This is a genomic window from Microvirga massiliensis (assembly GCF_001006805.1).
In the GTDB taxonomy this organism is placed as follows: domain Bacteria; phylum Pseudomonadota; class Alphaproteobacteria; order Rhizobiales; family Beijerinckiaceae; genus Microvirga; species Microvirga massiliensis.
Genome location: NZ_LN811369.1, coordinates 98,331 through 113,888, shown reverse-complemented (window position 1 = coordinate 113,888; position 15,558 = coordinate 98,331). Strand labels below are relative to the sequence as shown.

Sequence of the window (15,558 nt, the reverse complement as noted above, 5' to 3'; positions counted from 1 at the left end):
ATGGCCGGCTGCGCAACCCCAACCAGCTCCGCCGGCCACCCCGGCCGTGGCGCCATGGCCAATCATCCACTAACATTGACTCCGGACCACCTCATGGGGGCCGGCCATCCGCAGCATAATCCTCGGCCTCCAACTTTGCTTAAGGCCTAGTACAGCCCTGATCGAACTACTCTCCGCGCATCCCTCTGTGTAACTGTTCCACGGGCGTTGCGGATCGGGTAGGCTCAAGAGGTTACCGCAGCGTAGCGATCAGATTGGTAGATCAGTCCAGCGATGTCAAAACTTGGACTCTTCGCCGAATCTGGCGGTAAGTTCCAAGTATGAGGTCCTCCAGACTGCGGGGAGTGACTGGATGCGAGACGTCCTTGGCGGCTGCGACGACCTTCAGGGCCTGAGGCAAGGCGCCCGGATTGGGCAGTTTATAGCGCATATTGGCTCGGTCCGGCGCAACCGCGAGGCGACGTCGCACGACCAGCTCGGGAGAGGCACCCTTGAGCACGCGCTGTCGGCGCCTGTTGCAGGCCTGGTTGAAGCCTTTGAGGAGGGGCCCCAGGTCGCGATGGTAATGCTTAGCACCTTGCGCGGCCAGCGTCCGTCGAAGCGCTCGACAGGGCTATTGGTCTGGGGCGTGTGGGTTTTGCCATCCGGTGCTGCACCTTCAGCTTGCGACAAGTGCGTTCAAAGCCATCAGCCGTGAAGCATGAGCCACGGTCGGTGAGTACGTGCGTGACCGTAAAGGGGAAAGCCACGAGCGCCTTCCTCACAGAGGCGCTCGTGGCTTTCATGGTCTCGTCGTCCTTGGCGGCCAGATGCACGGGGCGCGAGCAGCGGTCGGCGGCGATAGAGAGTCTCAGGCAAACTTGCCCAGAGACTCAGGAGAGATCAATGGCCTCATTCGATGTACTCGTCGGTCCCCCTTTTGCCGCTTCACGAAGTGCGACACTTACGTGAATTGCGTCGGTGTGAAGGGGCGTGTCTCTCGAATTGGATCGGAGAATTTATAGCCGAAACGCTCAATCTCGTCGGCGTAGGTTGTAGCGATCAGATTCCGCGTCTCTGAATCATAAAACTCTTGATAGGGACGCTGGTCGGGTGCTGCATTTTCATGGACCAAAGGTATAGGCACGCCGATATAGTCCGAGATCTGCGTCCAGACCTGCGGCGCGTCTTCCAACCGGAACACTCGCTCAACCCCGACCTCTCCGGACCACGAAGACAACCAATATGTCTGCGGCCGTAGTGCCCAGTGCACATGAAGATACTGTCGCACGAAACTGGCAAAGTCGATTGATGGATCAACACGGAGCGGCCGCCAGTGATATTCGTCTCTTGTCACGTTCTTGTACCACGAGACTGTGCGGTCCCAGGGATTCCGCACGATCGAGAAGGACCGGTATCCACTGAGGTCCGACGCGAAATGTCTGCTGCGCAGCAATTCCTTCACCTTCTCCTTGAACAAGGCACGTATTTCCGATTCGGCAATCACCGCAATGTTACGTTGTGCCAGATAGGAGATCATGCCGCGCTCATAAATTCGGAATGGCGTATGCGTCCGCTTCTGCTTCGTCGCGTAGAGGGCGGTAACCAAGCTGGTTCCGCCCGTCTTAGGGATATGAACGAAGATGAATTTTCGGTCCCGGTCGATCATGTGAATTTTCCCGAGAGACCATCTGAGCGATCTAACGCTCATGTTATTGATCTTGTCAATGATCTGTTATGTCGGTCCTAAGGTTCTGAATTCAAGCTGGTGGCGGTCTACAGCTCGTATTTGGCATAATTCTGTGGGATGGAGTGAGTTAGAGCCATCGCGCAGAGCCTTGCTGTTGCCTTTGTAGGGGAGAAGGTCCACCTGGATGACAAGACCTCGCGGTGCAGCCACAACCACACCGCCGGTCATGCGCCCGTCTATCTCGTCTCCGCTTTTCGCCAGCACTGGCCGGAGTGAGTGATGCTCAAAGACGCGCCGTGAGCTGCGCACGCCCGTCCACTGGGCTGAGACCAAACACAGCTTCCAGGCACGGCCGAGCGACCTATGCATAGTGCAGGCTAGCACTAGGGCGTGTCTGCAACGAGCTATAGCCAGAGTGTGATGGCCGCAATGTACAGCATGGCGAGGTAGTTGGCGGCGCGCTTTTCGTATCGCGTGGCGATGCGGCGGAACTGTTTGGGGCGATTGACCAGACGCTCGACGCGATTGCGCGCCCGATAGGCCTCACGGTCGAAGCCGGGGCGGCGGCGCTGCTGAGCGGTTGTCGGGATTACTGGTCCACCCCCATTGAACTGGTCCATCCTGAAGTATGTCTTGAGGCCCACAGGAGGACCGAAATGCCCAAGAAGCGTCACAAGCCGGAAGAGATTGTCGCCAAGTTACGCCAGGTCGATGTGATGGTCTCGCAAGGCCAATCCGTTGCCGATGCGGTGCGCGCCATCGGCGTGACCGAGGTGACCTATTATCGCTGGCGGTCGGAGTACGGCGGACTCAAATCCGATCAGGTCAAGCGCCTGAAAGATCTGGAGGCGGAGAATGCCCGGCTGCGGCGCGCCGTGGCCGATCTGACGCTGGACAAGCTGATCCTGAAAGAGGCTGCCTCGGGAAACTTCTGAGCCCCGCCCGTCGCCGTGCCTGCATCGATCACGTCCGATCCAAGCTGAAGCTGTCTGAACGGCGGGTCTGCCGCGCGCTCGGCCAGCATCGTTCGACACAACGGCGTATTCCGCGCGGGCGAGACGATGAGGAACGGCTCACGGCCGACATCATCGCACTCGCCCGCCAGTACGGCCGCTAGGGCTCCCGCAAGATCGCAGAACTCCTGCGCTCGACAGCCGGATGGGTCGTGAACGACAAGCGGGTCGAGCGGATCTGGCGACGGGAGGGGCTGAAGGTTCCCGCTAAACAACCCAAGCGAGGGCGTCTGTGGCCATCTGACGGTTCATGCATCCGGCTGCGGGCCGAGAGCCCCAACCACGTCTGGAGCTACGACTTCGTGGAGGATCGCACCCATGATGGGAGAAAGTACCGGATGTTGAACGTGATCGACGAGTTCACGCATGAGTGCCTGGCGATCCGGGTCAGCCGCAAGCTCAAGGCCACTGATGTGATCGATGTGCTTTCGGACCTGTTCATCCTGCGCGGCGTGCCTGGGCATGTTCGCTCAGACCATGGCCCGGAGTTCATTGCTAAAGCCGTCCAGGAGTGGATTACGGCGGTTGGAGCAAAGACCGCTTACATCGCCCCAGGCAACCCGTGGGAGAACGGCTTCATCGAGAGCTTCAATGCCCGGCTCCGGGATGAGCTACTCGATGGTGAGATCTTCTCTTCGCTCAAGGAGGCGAAGGTCGTGATCGAAAGCTGGAGGCGGCACTACAATACTTTGCGGCCTCATGGATCGCTCGGTTACAAGCCGCCGGCCCCAGAGGTCTTCGTCCCGGCCATGTCTGCGCGGGCAGCTCCGCATCCCCAACCAACAGCACCATCCGTACTGGCAGAAAGGCCGTCACTCCACTAACATTCCAACCGGATCACTCCATGGGGGCGGATCACTGAAGTGCTTGCCACAGCCAGTCAGAGCACGCCAATGACCATTCCATTCCTTGTTAACGCCATGTGATTTGAAGTCGATCCAGTGCAAGTTGTTTCTGCGCTGTCAGGAGTGTTCATGATCTTCCAGCGGTCTGCAGCTCAATATTCGCTCGCCCATTTCCACTCGCCAAACTCTCTTCCCGCAAAGCGGCGGAATTTTGCAACATCCTCCGAAAGGGCGCTCGCGATTTCTCGCCGGAGATCATCAGTGAGTTCCGGCCTTTCAATCGGGCTCGTCAGCCGCGCCTCAATGAGACTCTTTACGCGTGACCTGACGGCCTCTGAGATGGGGATGTACTTTTTTGCAACTCCCCCCGCCTTGAAGAGGAATTCTGCCGCCAGTGTACGTCTTCTCTTTGAGCTGGAAAGATGCCTTCTCTCCGCAAACTTTTCCGTATGAAAATCGGAATGGACCCCGAGGTAATTAAAAATAACTTTAAGAGTCTCCAACCGTCTACTGAAAAGCTCTTCGGTGCTTACAATCAAAATCTGTTGTCGCGGATAATAATTTAAGAACTGAGCGATCTGCATGTAATAGGAACTGACGGCGAGATAGATCTCATTGGGATCGAGCAATGCATCTTCTGCTCTCCTCCTCTCTCTGCCCCTGTGAACATTGTGGACGTAGTGGGAGAGCATCCGCTCAATCGGGTCCCGTACGATATAGATGAGTTTGGCGTTCGGTATCACCGAGTGCATCCGCCGAGGCACACCAATGTGCCTCGGATAGAAGGTATAGCTCGGTGAGGATTCCCCGCGAACAAATGAAATTTCATTGAAGTTCGACTTGTACCATTCCAGACCTTTGTTCTGGCTTTTCGAGTTTACACAGCTAGTATCCTCCTCTGCAAAGAAATTGAGCTCCTTCTGGTGCGACATCGATATATCTGGATGAAACCTAAGGTAATAATGAAGGCTACTCGTGGCAGACTTCATCGCGCCTATGATGATGAGGTTAGGAAGCATACTTAAACTATCGCACAATTTGCGGCGGAGCGAAAGTAGAACAAGGAGCCGCAACTACGCTTCTGAAACAATTGAAACGGCATGCGCGGGTGAAAGCTGTAGTAGCAATATCACGGAAGGCTGACGGCCTGGCTTTTGCCGACGGTAGAGTAAGTGTCTGTCCGAAGACATCTTGAATCGTTCGAATCGGTTGTAATCAGACCTCTGGACGGCCACTACGCACGCCGACCGGCGCCTCCTGGCTCAATCAGGTCGAGTGTTGGTTCTCGATCGTCGCTGGCCAAGCGCTGCACGGCGCCAGCTTCACCGGCGTTGCCGAACTCCGGAGACACATTGATGCGTTCGTCGCCGACTACAACGAAACCGCCTACCCCTTCGCCTGGTCCAAGTCCGAGGTTCATCAAAAACGCCTCAAACCGCGTTTCGCGGATCTGTGACTTCGGGTACTAGGTTAGATTTGCTCTATGCCAATGGCCGCTCTTCCAACTTGGCCGGCAAGCATTTCACTCGCAGCAGCCTGTCAGTTGTTGCCTGTGAGACCGAACAGGCCCTTGTGACTGCCACCCTCTAGCACGAGCGAGGTTGTCAACTGCTGGAACGAATCCGTCGGCGAAGCCACATGATCCTTCTAATTTAGGTCTCCTAAAGACCTAGAAGTGTTGCTACGATGACCCTCTGCACTTCGGAAGTGCCTGAATAAAGTCGGCTGCCCAAGGCGTCGCGCAATTCACGCTCAATCTCCGTCTCGACCATGTAGCCGTAGCCGCCGTGTATCTGGATCGCGTCCTCTGCGCACTTCACCCAGTTCTCGCTGATCGTGAGTTTCGCCAGGGCTGCCTCGAGAAAGATACTCTTCCCTTTGCCATGCAGCCAGGCTGTTTGATAGAGAGCCGCTCGCGCCTGGTCCAGACACATCCTCATGTCGACAATCTTGGTCGCGACGAGTTGAAATTTCCCGATGGATTGGCCGAATTGCTTCCGGTCTCTTGCGTAACGGACCGAGGTTTCGAACAGTCGCTGTATCGCTCCGACAGCGCTAGCCAGAATGCAGCTCCGCTCCCAGTTCATCGAGTGCGTAAAGAGGCTCATTCCGCTTCCCTCGCGACCGAGAAGGTTTTCAACCGGAACCTCGCAATTATCGAAGAAAAGTTCAGCCATCGGCGAGGTTCGCAGGCCCATCTTCTCGAGCGGTCGGCCGATCTCGAACCCAGGGTACCCCTTTTCGACGAGAAAACCGCAAATGCCGTTCGGTCCCTTTGACCGATCGAGAGTGGCGTAGACGATGAACAGATCACCCACACTGCCGTTCGAGACGAAGGTCTTGCTGCCGTCGAGAATATATCTGCTGCCGCGGCGTTCCGCCGTGGTCCGGAGGCTATAAGCGTCGGAACCGGACCCCGGCTCGGTCATCGCATTCCCGCCGATAAGGCTACCGTCGCATAAGCGAGGCAGATATCTGCGCTTCTGCTCTTCGCTGCCGAAGTCGAGCAACGGCATTTCGAGTGTCCACATGTGAGCATTGATCGAAAAGACCAAGCCGTTGTCTCTGCAGCCGTAGCCGAGATTCTCAAGGACGCCAACCGTCGTCAATGGATCGGCCCCCATGCCACCATATTCTGTCGGAACTGGCAGCCCGTGAATTCCGAACTCGGCACACTTCTTCCATCCGATGCGATTGAACTCGCCATGTTTTTCACGCTCACGCAAGCCGCCGTTGAGCTCCTCGAGCGCAAAGCTCTTGACCGCTTCACGTAACTGAGCTTGCTCTTCAGACCAAGCAAAGTCCATATGACAGCCCTAACTCTGTGCCTTCAGGGTCTGATAGTCGACTTTGTCAGTAGAAGTCTTGGGCAGAGAGGGATGAAAGCTGAAAAGATCCGGAATCATATAGACAGGGATGTGTTCGGAGCAGAAGGTCTTCATCTCGATCAGCGACAACCTCTTGCCGTCCTTGCAAACGAGATGCGCGTGTACCTTCATCCCCAATGCTTCGTCCGCCAGCGCTACGACAGCGGCCTCCTGAACACTGGGGTGGCGGTATAAGCAGGCTTCAATTTCGCCGAGTTCAACTCGGAATCCACGCTTCTTGATCATTCTATCCTTGCGGCCCAAATACTGTAAGTTGCCGTCACCCTGTTCCCGCACGATATCACCGGTTCGATAGTACGTTGCGCCCGTTACGCCGATGAAGGCCTTCTTTGACTGGTCTGGCAAGTTCCAGTAGCCTCGTGTGACTCCGGGACCGCGGATACAAAGCTCGCCCTCAGTACCCTTCTCTACCACTCTGCCATCAGGATCGATCAGGATGCCATCAAGGTGGGAACAGATCCGGCCAATCGGCATTGGCTCTGTACGGCTTTCGGAGATTGGTGTTGGTACCTCGTAGAAGGTGCACACGTTCGTTTCAGTCGGCCCATAGAGATTGAAATAGCGCGGGTGCGGCCAGTACTTAACCAGTGCCTTCAAATGAGTGATGGGAAAAACCTCTCCAGCAAAGAGGACGAGTCGCAGCGATGAGTAGTTACGGCTATCGAGTTCTCCAAACTGCGTCATAAGGCTCAGAATGGATGGCGCCGAGTACCAGACCGTAATGTTCGTGTCGGCAATGAGTTGAGCGAGTTCGAAAGGCCTCTTTCCGGTCTCCTCGCCGATTACCACCATAGTGCCGCCATGCTTTACAGCACTGAAGATGTCGAAGACGGACAAGTCGAAATGGAATGGGGCGTGAGAGGAAAACCTATCTGTCGGTAGAAGCGCGAAGGCTTCGGCACACCACTCAACGAAGCTCACGGCGTTAAGATGCGTTAGCTGGACTCCCTTCGGCCTGCCCGTAGAGCCAGAGGTGTAAAGAATGAATGCGAGGTCGTCCGGCTGAACTCGCGCGGAGAAAACCTGCAGTGCTTCAGCGAGGCGATCTTCCTCTTCGAGCATATGACGCAGGAAAGCACCGCCGCCCGCCCCTTCAATCACGAGAATTGCCGGTCGAGTACCCTGCGAAGAGAGCACTACACTCAATTGCGGCTCAAATTGCCTCTCGACAACGATCACCGTCATTGCACAATCAGCGAGGATATAGTTGTTGCGCGCTGCCGGTGCCGAGGGGTCAACCGGCACGTAAGCCGCGCCAGCCTTCAGCGCGCCGAATATCACTGCAACAACATCGATCGACTTGCGAATCCAAAATCCCACGCGGTCGCCGGAATGCACTCCAAGCTTAATCAATCGGTCACGCATCCTATCGGACAGACGATTAAGCTCTCGATAGGTGATAGAGCTGCCGTCTGCCTCCTCAATGGCAATCTTGTCGGGCCACCGACTTGTAGCGTCGTCAAGATATCCATGGAGACTCACGTTCATAGGACCTCGCAAGCGCAGTGAGGCTATGAGGACGGTTAGCGCTTCGAATCGACCAGTTCGCAGATCTTTTGCAACGTGTTCAGGTGTTCCTCATCTGCTTCATGAGCCTTGATCTGGACATCAAACCTTTGTTCTAGAAAAGAAATCAGCTTCAAGGTTGCCAAGGAATCGAGAATGCCCGTAGACACCAGCGGCGTGGTCGGTGTGAGCTTGCTGGGCTCCTCGCCAGGAAGGAATTCCTCAAGGATAAAATCTCTCACGGTGTGCATTACGGAGCTCTCGTTCGCCATGTAATCTCCTGCCGCTCCCGCCAACCAATCGTGCTACACTGATCTTTTTGGTAGGTATTCGGATCCATTGCGCAGCACTATGCTTGCTGCTACCCATATCGCTGTTAATATTATAGCCAATCTGCACGACGATTTGCAAGCAAACTCTGCTTATTCCGCGAGCGGCAAGGTTTGAACACTTTCCCAGCAGGAGTTGTTCAATGGTCGTCCGGGTGGCAACTGCACGTTGGTATTTACAGCCTTCGGCCAGACCATCTCCGAGTGCGGCTTCGTGCGATCTAAATTAGATTTCAGCTGATCCTGTCCAGCGGCGGTCAAAAGAAACGGTGCGCGATCCGAGGACTTGGTCCTACGGTACCGAGACAATCGTCGGCGATTATTCGCTTGCATCCCTAAGCTCCTGATGGTCAGAGCTTCTCGTTTTCGCTCGCTATATTAGCGCACGTTCATCGCTGGATCGACAGCCATATGCCCGGTATATTTTTCCCCCGCGCACCATTAGAAAGCCGGGCTTGCGGAAGCAAGGAGACCATGCCGATGGAAGCTCCTACGATCCCAGTGCGCTTAGGGCGAGTTTGGGAATTCGTCCGTGCGGTTGCGGGCATGTCGGTTGCAGCTGAAGGCGCGCCATACACAGACGCCGATAGCGACACCCAAACCTATAGCGGACAGCTTCGCCAAGATCTGAAGGCAGATCGGCTCATTGGTTTCGCCGTCATCGCCGTAGAGCTCGTGCTCGTCGCCGCCGCGATCATGCTGTTCAACATCGAAAGCCCGGCCTTCGAGTCAGTCATGCTTCTCGCCTTCGGCGGCTTTCTCGTCCACCACTTTCTTCCCGCTGCCTCGAGGATCAATTTCTTCGCTGCCCTCTCAGTCGTGAGCGTGCCTCTCGTGTTCGGATGGCAGGCAGGGTTGTGGCTGCTCTCCCTGGGAGGGTTGCTCATTGCGCTGTGCCATCTGCCGATCGCAATCTGGAAACGCGTAGCGCTCATTGCGGCTGTGGGACTGGCGCTAGCGCTGGCACGCAAGCAGGTCGTACCGCAGCTCGCGCTGATCCCGATGACCATCTGGCCGATCCTGGGCGCGATGTTCATGTTCCGGCTAGTCATCTACCTCTACGATCTGAAGCACGGAGCTGGCCCCTTCAGCGTTGGCCGCGCGTTCTCGTATTTCTTTCTGCTGCCGAATGTCTGCTTCCCGCTTTTTCCAGTGGTCGACTACAAGACGCTCCAGCGCAGCATCTACAACGACGACCCGCTGCGCCTGTATCAGACCGGCGTGAAATGGATGCTGCGGGGGCTTGTTCAACTGATCCTGTACAAGTTCGTCTATTTCCTGGTGGTCACTGAGCCTGCGAGCGCCGTGACCGGAATGGACGCGGCGCGCTACATGATCGCGACGTTCCTGCTGTATCTCAAGATATCTGGAATCTTTCATCTCATCGTCGGGCTGCTCCACCTGTACGGCTTCGGCCTCGCCGAGACCCATCACCTGTATCTGTTCTCTTCAAGCTTCACCGACTTCTGGCGAAGGATCAACATCTACTGGAAAGATTTCATCCAGAAGCTCATTTTCAACCCGATTTACTTCTCGCTGCGCAAGCGGGGTGAGACGCCTGCCATCTTGCTGGCGACGCTGATCGCGTTCGCCGCAACTTGGCTTCTCCACTCCTATCAATGGTTCTGGATCCGAGGCGAGTTCCCAGTCGTGTGGTCTGATCTGGTGTTCTGGCTCGGGCTCGGACTCGTGGTGTCACTCAATGTGCTTCTGGAATCCCGCAAGGGCCGGCAAAGATCGCTCACGCGGCAGGCGCGAACCTTCCGGGGTGACGCGCTGCTTGCCTTAAAGATTACCGGCACGTTCGTGTCTATCTGCATCCTGTGGACGATCTGGAGCACGCCAAATGTCGCGGAGCTTGCTCAGGTCGGACGAGCTCTTCTCAACTCGGGGCCGCTCGACATAGCGGTTCTCCTCGGCATTCCGGCCGGGATCGGTGTGCTCGGAGCCATTCTTCGATATCGAAGGCGCGAGGTCTTTGGCAGCGGCACCAGGACCGTGCAATCGGATATGCCCCTCCTGATCCAGGCAGCGGCTGTCTCACTGATTGCCAGCCTGCTTATCGCCGTTGCCCTTCAGCCAACGCTGCTGAGACCGCTGTCGCCGGCTCTGACAACCTTTGTAAAAGATCTGCGTGACCGAGAGCAGCTCAATGCTGCCGATTCCAAGAAGCTCATTCGCGGCTATTACGAAGATCTCGGCAATGCAGCACGCTTCGACGGCGAATTGTGGACGATGCTCGGCAATGCACCACCGGACTGGAAGGGATCGGTGCCGATCCGGTTGCGCAACGACGCCCTCGAGAAAGAATTCGTTCCGTCAACGGCAACGATTGCTACGGGAACCACGCGGACAATCAACAGCCTCGGCTTGCGTGATCGTGAGTATCCGCTCAAGCCTGGTCCGACCACCTTCCGCATTGGTCTGGTTGGCTCCTCGCATGACATGGGCTGGGGGGTAGAAGACGATGAAGCCTACGAGAACGTTCTAGAGGACCGTCTGAACCGTGAACTGGGTCCACTGACCGGGAGGAAGTTCGAGATCCTGAACTTTTCACTCAATGGGTATCATCCCACACAGAAGCTTGCAGCTATCGAGCAGCGGGTGATCCCACTTCGGCCCGATCTGATCCTGTATGTCGCCGCAGCTGCACGCGCCAAGTCGGAATTCGACTGGACCTTCAGGTCGGTTCGGCATCTGGTGAAGAACCAGCTCCTCGATCAGTTTCCGTCCATCAAGAGCGCCATGGGGCAAGCGGGCATCAAGGCTGAGGCCCTGCCGGAGGAGGAAGTCCTGCAGAGCAGGCTTGCCCCGTTCGCCGAGGACGTACTCAGGGCGATCCTGGAGAGTTTCCGCGAACAGGCTTTGGCGCACGGTATTCAACCGGCACTGGTCATCCTTGAAATTCCAAGTGACGGCCGGTCGCGCAGCAAAGTGTTCGATCGTCTGGTGAGCTTGGGACAATCAGCCAAGCTCCCGGTTCTTGATCTGCAAGGATCTTTCGCGAATGTCCGGGATCGCAAGTCGCTCTGGGTCGCTCCCTGGGACGACCACACCAATGCCGAAGGGCACCGCCTGCTGGCCGATCGGCTCTACACCCTTCTTCTGGAGGAAGGACTGGTCCCCACAGAAGCCGCATCGGCGCCTCAGGACAACCAAGGCGCAAAGTAGGGAAGTGTGCAGAAGTCATCATACTGTAAATGATAGGACATAAGCCGACTCGGGAGTTTCCACCGTGTCGATTACTTGCATGATTCGATCAGCCGAGTATCTGCCGGCTCACATGCGCTCTGGAGCTGAGGAATTACGACTCCACCTTCGAATAATTCGGCACCTGCAGCCCTGTGGCAGTAAGGTTTTTGAGCAGAAGTTACTCCGATGATCTGATGCATGCACCAGAGCAGCTAAGCTGCTTTCGCTCGACCGAGCCACCAGCTAGATTCGACTGAACTTAAGCACATCCGGCATGGGAAGTCATGAGGGAAATTTCGACATCGAGAGTGCCTAAAGACGAGATACGCTGGCGCTGGAGCGACTTTCTCCCTCACAGCTTCTTTTTCTCACCTGATAGGCGCTACGAAGCACCTAGCATGAATGATGTATCAGTCCCCTTGGGGCATCTCCAGATTTCGCCTGATTACCGGTGTCACATAGCTGCCGCCGAGGCTTCTTTCCTCGTATTAATCGGGCATTGCATCGATCTGCAAACGCCTCACGTCTCCGAATCAGAGATCGCTTGCACGCTTCTGCACACCGCGCTGCAAGGCGGCATCGAAATGATGCTCACCTCATCGGATCACCTAGTCGGACGCTATACCGCGATCTGTTACGCCCACGGAAAGTGGACCGTGTTCAACGATGCATGCGCAACGCGGTCGACCTACTTTGCAGAAGACTTGTCCATAATCGCCTCCCATTCGACTATTCTAGGAGAGATATTAGACCGCGAGCCGCGCACGCAGCTGTTCCGACACTATCGTTATAGTCTGCCGGGAAACGCCTCGCCCGTGCCAAGGGTGCGCGTTCTCCCCGCCAACTTCGCCCTGGATCTATCCAGCGGACGACTCACCCGCTTCTGGCCGCGGGAGGAGCGGGTCGAGAGGTCGGTAGAAGAATTGATTGATCCGCTAGAGCGGGTCCTCGTTGGAACGGCCGATGCCATCGCGTCCCGCTGGACGCCCGCAGTCTCCCTGACCGCCGGGATCGACAGTCGCACCTCGCTAGCCGCATTTCGACACATCCCGAGCACAGTACCATTCACTTACGACCGCGACGCGATCGATGCCGTCGACGTAAAGGTCGCAGGAGAGCTGTGCCGATCTCTTGGCTTCGAGCACCGCCGCCTTTCAGTTGTCGGCCGTGAGGAAGCTCCATCTATCTATGCCGCCGTTGAGGCGATGCCGGACTACAAGCACTTTGACGAAGCGAGCGCAATCTATGTGAAGGCGTTTTCAGGTCACAACTATGTTCATGTGCGTTCTAATCTCGCAGAAATCGGGCGTGCTTTCTGGCGCAAGCATCCGGTAATGCCGACTCGCTTCAGCGCTTCAAATTGGATCGATATAGCCACACACCAGCACCGCCGGAGTGAACCCCTTCGCCAAGAGGCAGTTCAATACATGTTGCACGAAATGGAGGCCTTCCTCGATTTAGCTGGATATAACGTTTCCGATCCGGCCAATCCTTTGCTGTTGGGTTATGATGGATGGGACCTCGTTTATTGGGAGCACCGTATGTCGACCTGGCACGCGCAGGTTCTTCTAGGCTCCGATTTCGCATTTGATACAAACATCATCTTCAATTCGCGACGTGCCTTGAGCTTGCTGCTAGCAGCCCCTCTTAAGGATCGGATCAAAGCCTCGCTGTTCCACGAATTCACAAATCGCAGATGCCCGGAAATTAGAAACATACCGATTAACCCAAGAGCCACTCCCCGCAGTCTGGAGGACCTCGTACTTGGAGCTTACCGCCGGATCCGACGCAGAGTCCCAGTCTTGAGGTCGCTGGACCGATCTACCAATCTGATGAGTAAGTTACGAAAGTATTAGCGTTTGCAACTTCCTGCAATTTGACCTTAGTCCTGTGGATATTCATTTCAAAGCCAGGAAGGCGGCGGCGAGATGGACAGCGTTGTCACGAGAACTTAAGTGAAGTCGCGATGTAGCAGAGATGATATTCCGCTCACACAGCGACGGTCGCGCGCTGCCATTGGTCCGCCGCTTCGCTCCGGAAAACGCGCAGCGTGCGACGGGAGACGAGGTGGCGCCGGAGATTGAACGTGTTGTAGACCGCGGAGTGGCTGGTGCATTTTCCGTTGAAGCGGATCCGGTTCACCGCAGAAAATGCAAGAAAACCAAAGGAGAGAGCTGATTTCGCGACAGCGGAAACAGCTCTAGAATTCCGGATAACCAAACCTTGCGGCGAGGTTCCGGATTTGCTGGTCGTTAAATCCAAGACCCAGGTTCTGACGATGAAGCCCCACCATCTGAGAGCCAGGCCAGTGCACTAGGACCTGATGGCCGCCAATCTTTTTGAAACTGCTTCCGGCTCGTCTTCCCATCCAGTAGAGCCATATGTCATCAGCTTTGGGACAAAGCTCCCGAAAGGAAATCTCATCGAGGACTTCGGTGGAGAGTGATCCGGGTGGGTAGAGAACGCCCCCGACCCCGGTCGGAAATATCGCAATAGACTCTTCAGGCTCTCTGGTTTCATACAGCCACTGCGCGTATGGCCGCAGACAGCCCTGCTTGTCGAATGAAATCTTGTGTGCTCGATGACATACGATTTGGTTCATTCGCCCATCCCAGTTTTGAACAAGCTTCTCCAGCCATAAGGGCTCGTAATAGACGTCGTCATCGGCAGTGACGATGAACGCATTCGGAAAGGTCCTGATTACTGGAATTATCTTTGTATAGGGGCCGATGTCCTCGGTTGTTCGCACCTCCAACTGATGTTTGCGAAGCCGCTGAACGTCAGGTGGAAGTAGGGCTTCATCCTTATACGAGATCCAGAGAATTGTTCGATCTGCCGCTATGGTCTGCGAAAGAAGGCAGTGCAGGGTCGCAGCCAGGGTGCGGAATCTAGGCTCATAAGATGTTAAAGAAACAATTAGTTCACCTGGCAAGCGGTGTCGTTTTCTGCGGTGCCGAAGACGCCATAAGACGGACGACCTCACCAAGGCTATGTAGGGCCGTACACGTCGATTCAAGCGCCAGCGCAAGCCTGGTACGATGCGGCTCAAGATAGATTTTCTCCCGACAGCCATGTTCGTGAATTCCTCAGGGAGCGTTGTGTTGAAGAGCCGGAATGAGCGAGACGCGTCCGGTAGCCTCCAGACTCATCGTCCGATTTCTCTGCAATTGCACAATCGATTTCGCGGGCCGGAGTTAAAGCCCTTTGTAGAAGCTGAGATCAGGGACGTCCTATGTGCGCTGGTGATTGGGGCAGACTATTCCCCCGGGGCGGGGACTTTAGCGCCGTCGGCCGGGCCAAAAAAATGCCAGGGGTCATCCTCTATACCCAGTAACCATAGAGCGCCCTGATCTCGGGGGGCAGCTGCTGGTAGATTTGGCTGACCTGCTCGGCCGAAAGATCGGTGTGATCGAACTCCGGCGTAGGCAGCTTGTTGACCGTCGCCCGCAGCCTGAGTCGCAGGCGGCTGGGCAGCACGTTCTTGACTGGATCGGGCACAAGACGTCCAAAACGCTTGCTCCAGGGATGATAGATGGTTCTTCCGGCCCGGCTATTCTGCTTGGTTGGGTCAGGGTTGATACTGATTTCGGGGGCGACGCCGAGGAACGCAAACACATCCCGCATGGTTCCCTGAATATGCGCCACAAACTGCTCGAACAGGATCACCTTGATATTATCATCGCTGAAATAGGCGCGGTAATTGCTGAGATTGGTCCAGTAGCGACAGGCATCGAGAAACGTGGGATAGTAAACACTGCCTCGCGATAGACGCGAGGCATTTTCATCGGGTAGTACTTTTTTCCGCCCATTGACCGGTGCTCAGTGCCTGGGCCCATACCGACTTGAAGCGCGAGAAGGGTTCCCGGACCAGGTAAATAATCTTCGCCAGGGGAAAATCGGTGGATATTCGCCTGCAGGCTGGGAAACGCCGTGGACCCAGGAACAACGTGAGCGCCAAAGAGCGTTTGAACGGCGGCGCTACCCGACCGATCTGACCGATGCCGAATGGGAGCGGATCCAGACACTGCTGCCCAAGTCCGCCCCGCGGGGGCGCAAGCCCAGCGTGGATCTGCGCAAAAGATTGGCCGGCCCCCATGAGGTGGTCTGGGGTCAATG

The 15,558-nt window shown here is 56.2% G+C and carries 10 protein-coding genes and 3 pseudogenes; 3 read left to right on the top strand and 10 right to left on the bottom strand.

From position 1 onward, the window contains the following. Positions 1-569: 569 nt before the first annotated feature. From BN1233_RS51455 to BN1233_RS38585, 3 genes and pseudogenes are all read right to left on the bottom strand, one after another. On the bottom strand, positions 570-815 hold the full coding sequence (locus BN1233_RS51455; protein ID WP_074078467.1) for a DDE-type integrase/transposase/recombinase: 246 nt from the start codon (positions 813-815) through the stop codon (positions 570-572). A gap of 128 nt (positions 816-943) precedes the next feature. Further along, complete coding sequence (locus BN1233_RS38590) at positions 944-1,648, bottom strand: sulfotransferase family 2 domain-containing protein (RefSeq protein ID WP_046868966.1); 705 nt, start codon at positions 1,646-1,648, stop codon at positions 944-946. 425 nt (positions 1,649-2,073) lie between these two features. Continuing rightward, positions 2,074-2,265 (bottom strand): annotated as a pseudogene (locus BN1233_RS38585) (transposase); the annotation flags it as partial. A 60-nt stretch (positions 2,266-2,325) separates the two neighbouring features. Between BN1233_RS38585 and BN1233_RS38575 the strand changes: the two are divergent. Next, a pseudogene (locus BN1233_RS38575) lies at positions 2,326-3,506 on the top strand (IS3 family transposase). Positions 3,507-3,679: 173 nt separating this feature from the next. On the opposite strand, the gene BN1233_RS38570 reads toward BN1233_RS38575, so the two are convergent. The 4 genes from BN1233_RS38570 to BN1233_RS38550 form a co-directional block, all read right to left on the bottom strand. Next, on the bottom strand, positions 3,680-4,546 hold the full coding sequence (locus BN1233_RS38570) for a sulfotransferase family protein (protein WP_046868963.1): 867 nt from the start codon (positions 4,544-4,546) through the stop codon (positions 3,680-3,682). A gap of 642 nt (positions 4,547-5,188) precedes the next feature. Further along, a complete protein-coding gene (locus BN1233_RS38560; protein WP_046868961.1) occupies positions 5,189-6,334 on the bottom strand; it encodes an acyl-CoA dehydrogenase family protein in 1,146 nt (381 codons plus the stop codon). Positions 6,335-6,343: 9 nt separating this feature from the next. Next, entirely contained in the window at positions 6,344-7,903 is a 1,560-nt protein-coding gene (locus BN1233_RS38555) for an amino acid adenylation domain-containing protein (RefSeq protein WP_046868960.1), read from the bottom strand. A 35-nt stretch (positions 7,904-7,938) separates the two neighbouring features. Next, positions 7,939-8,193 carry an acyl carrier protein gene (locus BN1233_RS38550; RefSeq protein WP_048709844.1) on the bottom strand — a complete coding sequence of 85 codons (255 nt, stop codon included), beginning with the start codon at positions 8,191-8,193 and terminating at the stop codon, positions 7,939-7,941. 537 nt (positions 8,194-8,730) lie between these two features. On the opposite strand from BN1233_RS38550, the gene BN1233_RS43880 reads away from it, so the two are divergent. Both BN1233_RS43880 and BN1233_RS38540 read left to right on the top strand, forming a co-directional pair. Beyond that, entirely contained in the window at positions 8,731-11,421 is a 2,691-nt protein-coding gene (locus BN1233_RS43880; protein ID WP_048709847.1) for an SGNH/GDSL hydrolase family protein, read from the top strand. Between the two features lie 419 nt (positions 11,422-11,840). Further along, the gene (locus BN1233_RS38540) at positions 11,841-13,298 is read left to right on the top strand and encodes a hypothetical protein (RefSeq protein WP_046868959.1); all 1,458 of its coding nucleotides are present in this window, start codon (positions 11,841-11,843) and stop codon (positions 13,296-13,298) included. A gap of 133 nt (positions 13,299-13,431) precedes the next feature. On the opposite strand, the pseudogene BN1233_RS48880 reads toward BN1233_RS38540, so the two are convergent. From BN1233_RS48880 to BN1233_RS38530, 3 genes and pseudogenes are all read right to left on the bottom strand, one after another. Next, positions 13,432-13,554: pseudogene (locus BN1233_RS48880) on the bottom strand (IS6 family transposase); the annotation flags it as partial. A gap of 88 nt (positions 13,555-13,642) precedes the next feature. Beyond that, positions 13,643-14,044, bottom strand: a complete 402-nt coding sequence (locus tag BN1233_RS38535) for a hypothetical protein (protein WP_147707782.1) — start codon at positions 14,042-14,044, stop codon at positions 13,643-13,645. A 719-nt stretch (positions 14,045-14,763) separates the two neighbouring features. After that, complete coding sequence (locus BN1233_RS38530) at positions 14,764-15,108, bottom strand: hypothetical protein (protein ID WP_046868958.1); 345 nt, start codon at positions 15,106-15,108, stop codon at positions 14,764-14,766. Positions 15,109-15,558: the final 450 nt, after the last annotated feature.

Coding starts and splice junctions, on each gene's coding strand:
- BN1233_RS38590 (WP_046868966.1), bottom strand. CDS start 1,648: ATGATCGACCGGGACCGAAAATTCATCTTCGTTCATATCCCTAAGACG.
- BN1233_RS38570 (WP_046868963.1), bottom strand. CDS start 4,546: ATGCTTCCTAACCTCATCATCATAGGCGCGATGAAGTCTGCCACGAGT.
- BN1233_RS38560 (WP_046868961.1), bottom strand. CDS start 6,334: ATGGACTTTGCTTGGTCTGAAGAGCAAGCTCAGTTACGTGAAGCGGTC.
- BN1233_RS38555 (WP_046868960.1), bottom strand. CDS start 7,903: ATGAACGTGAGTCTCCATGGATATCTTGACGACGCTACAAGTCGGTGG.
- BN1233_RS38550 (WP_048709844.1), bottom strand. CDS start 8,193: ATGGCGAACGAGAGCTCCGTAATGCACACCGTGAGAGATTTTATCCTT.
- BN1233_RS43880 (WP_048709847.1), top strand. CDS start 8,731: ATGGAAGCTCCTACGATCCCAGTGCGCTTAGGGCGAGTTTGGGAATTC.
- BN1233_RS38540 (WP_046868959.1), top strand. CDS start 11,841: ATGAATGATGTATCAGTCCCCTTGGGGCATCTCCAGATTTCGCCTGAT.
- BN1233_RS38535 (WP_147707782.1), bottom strand. CDS start 14,044: ATGAACCAAATCGTATGTCATCGAGCACACAAGATTTCATTCGACAAG.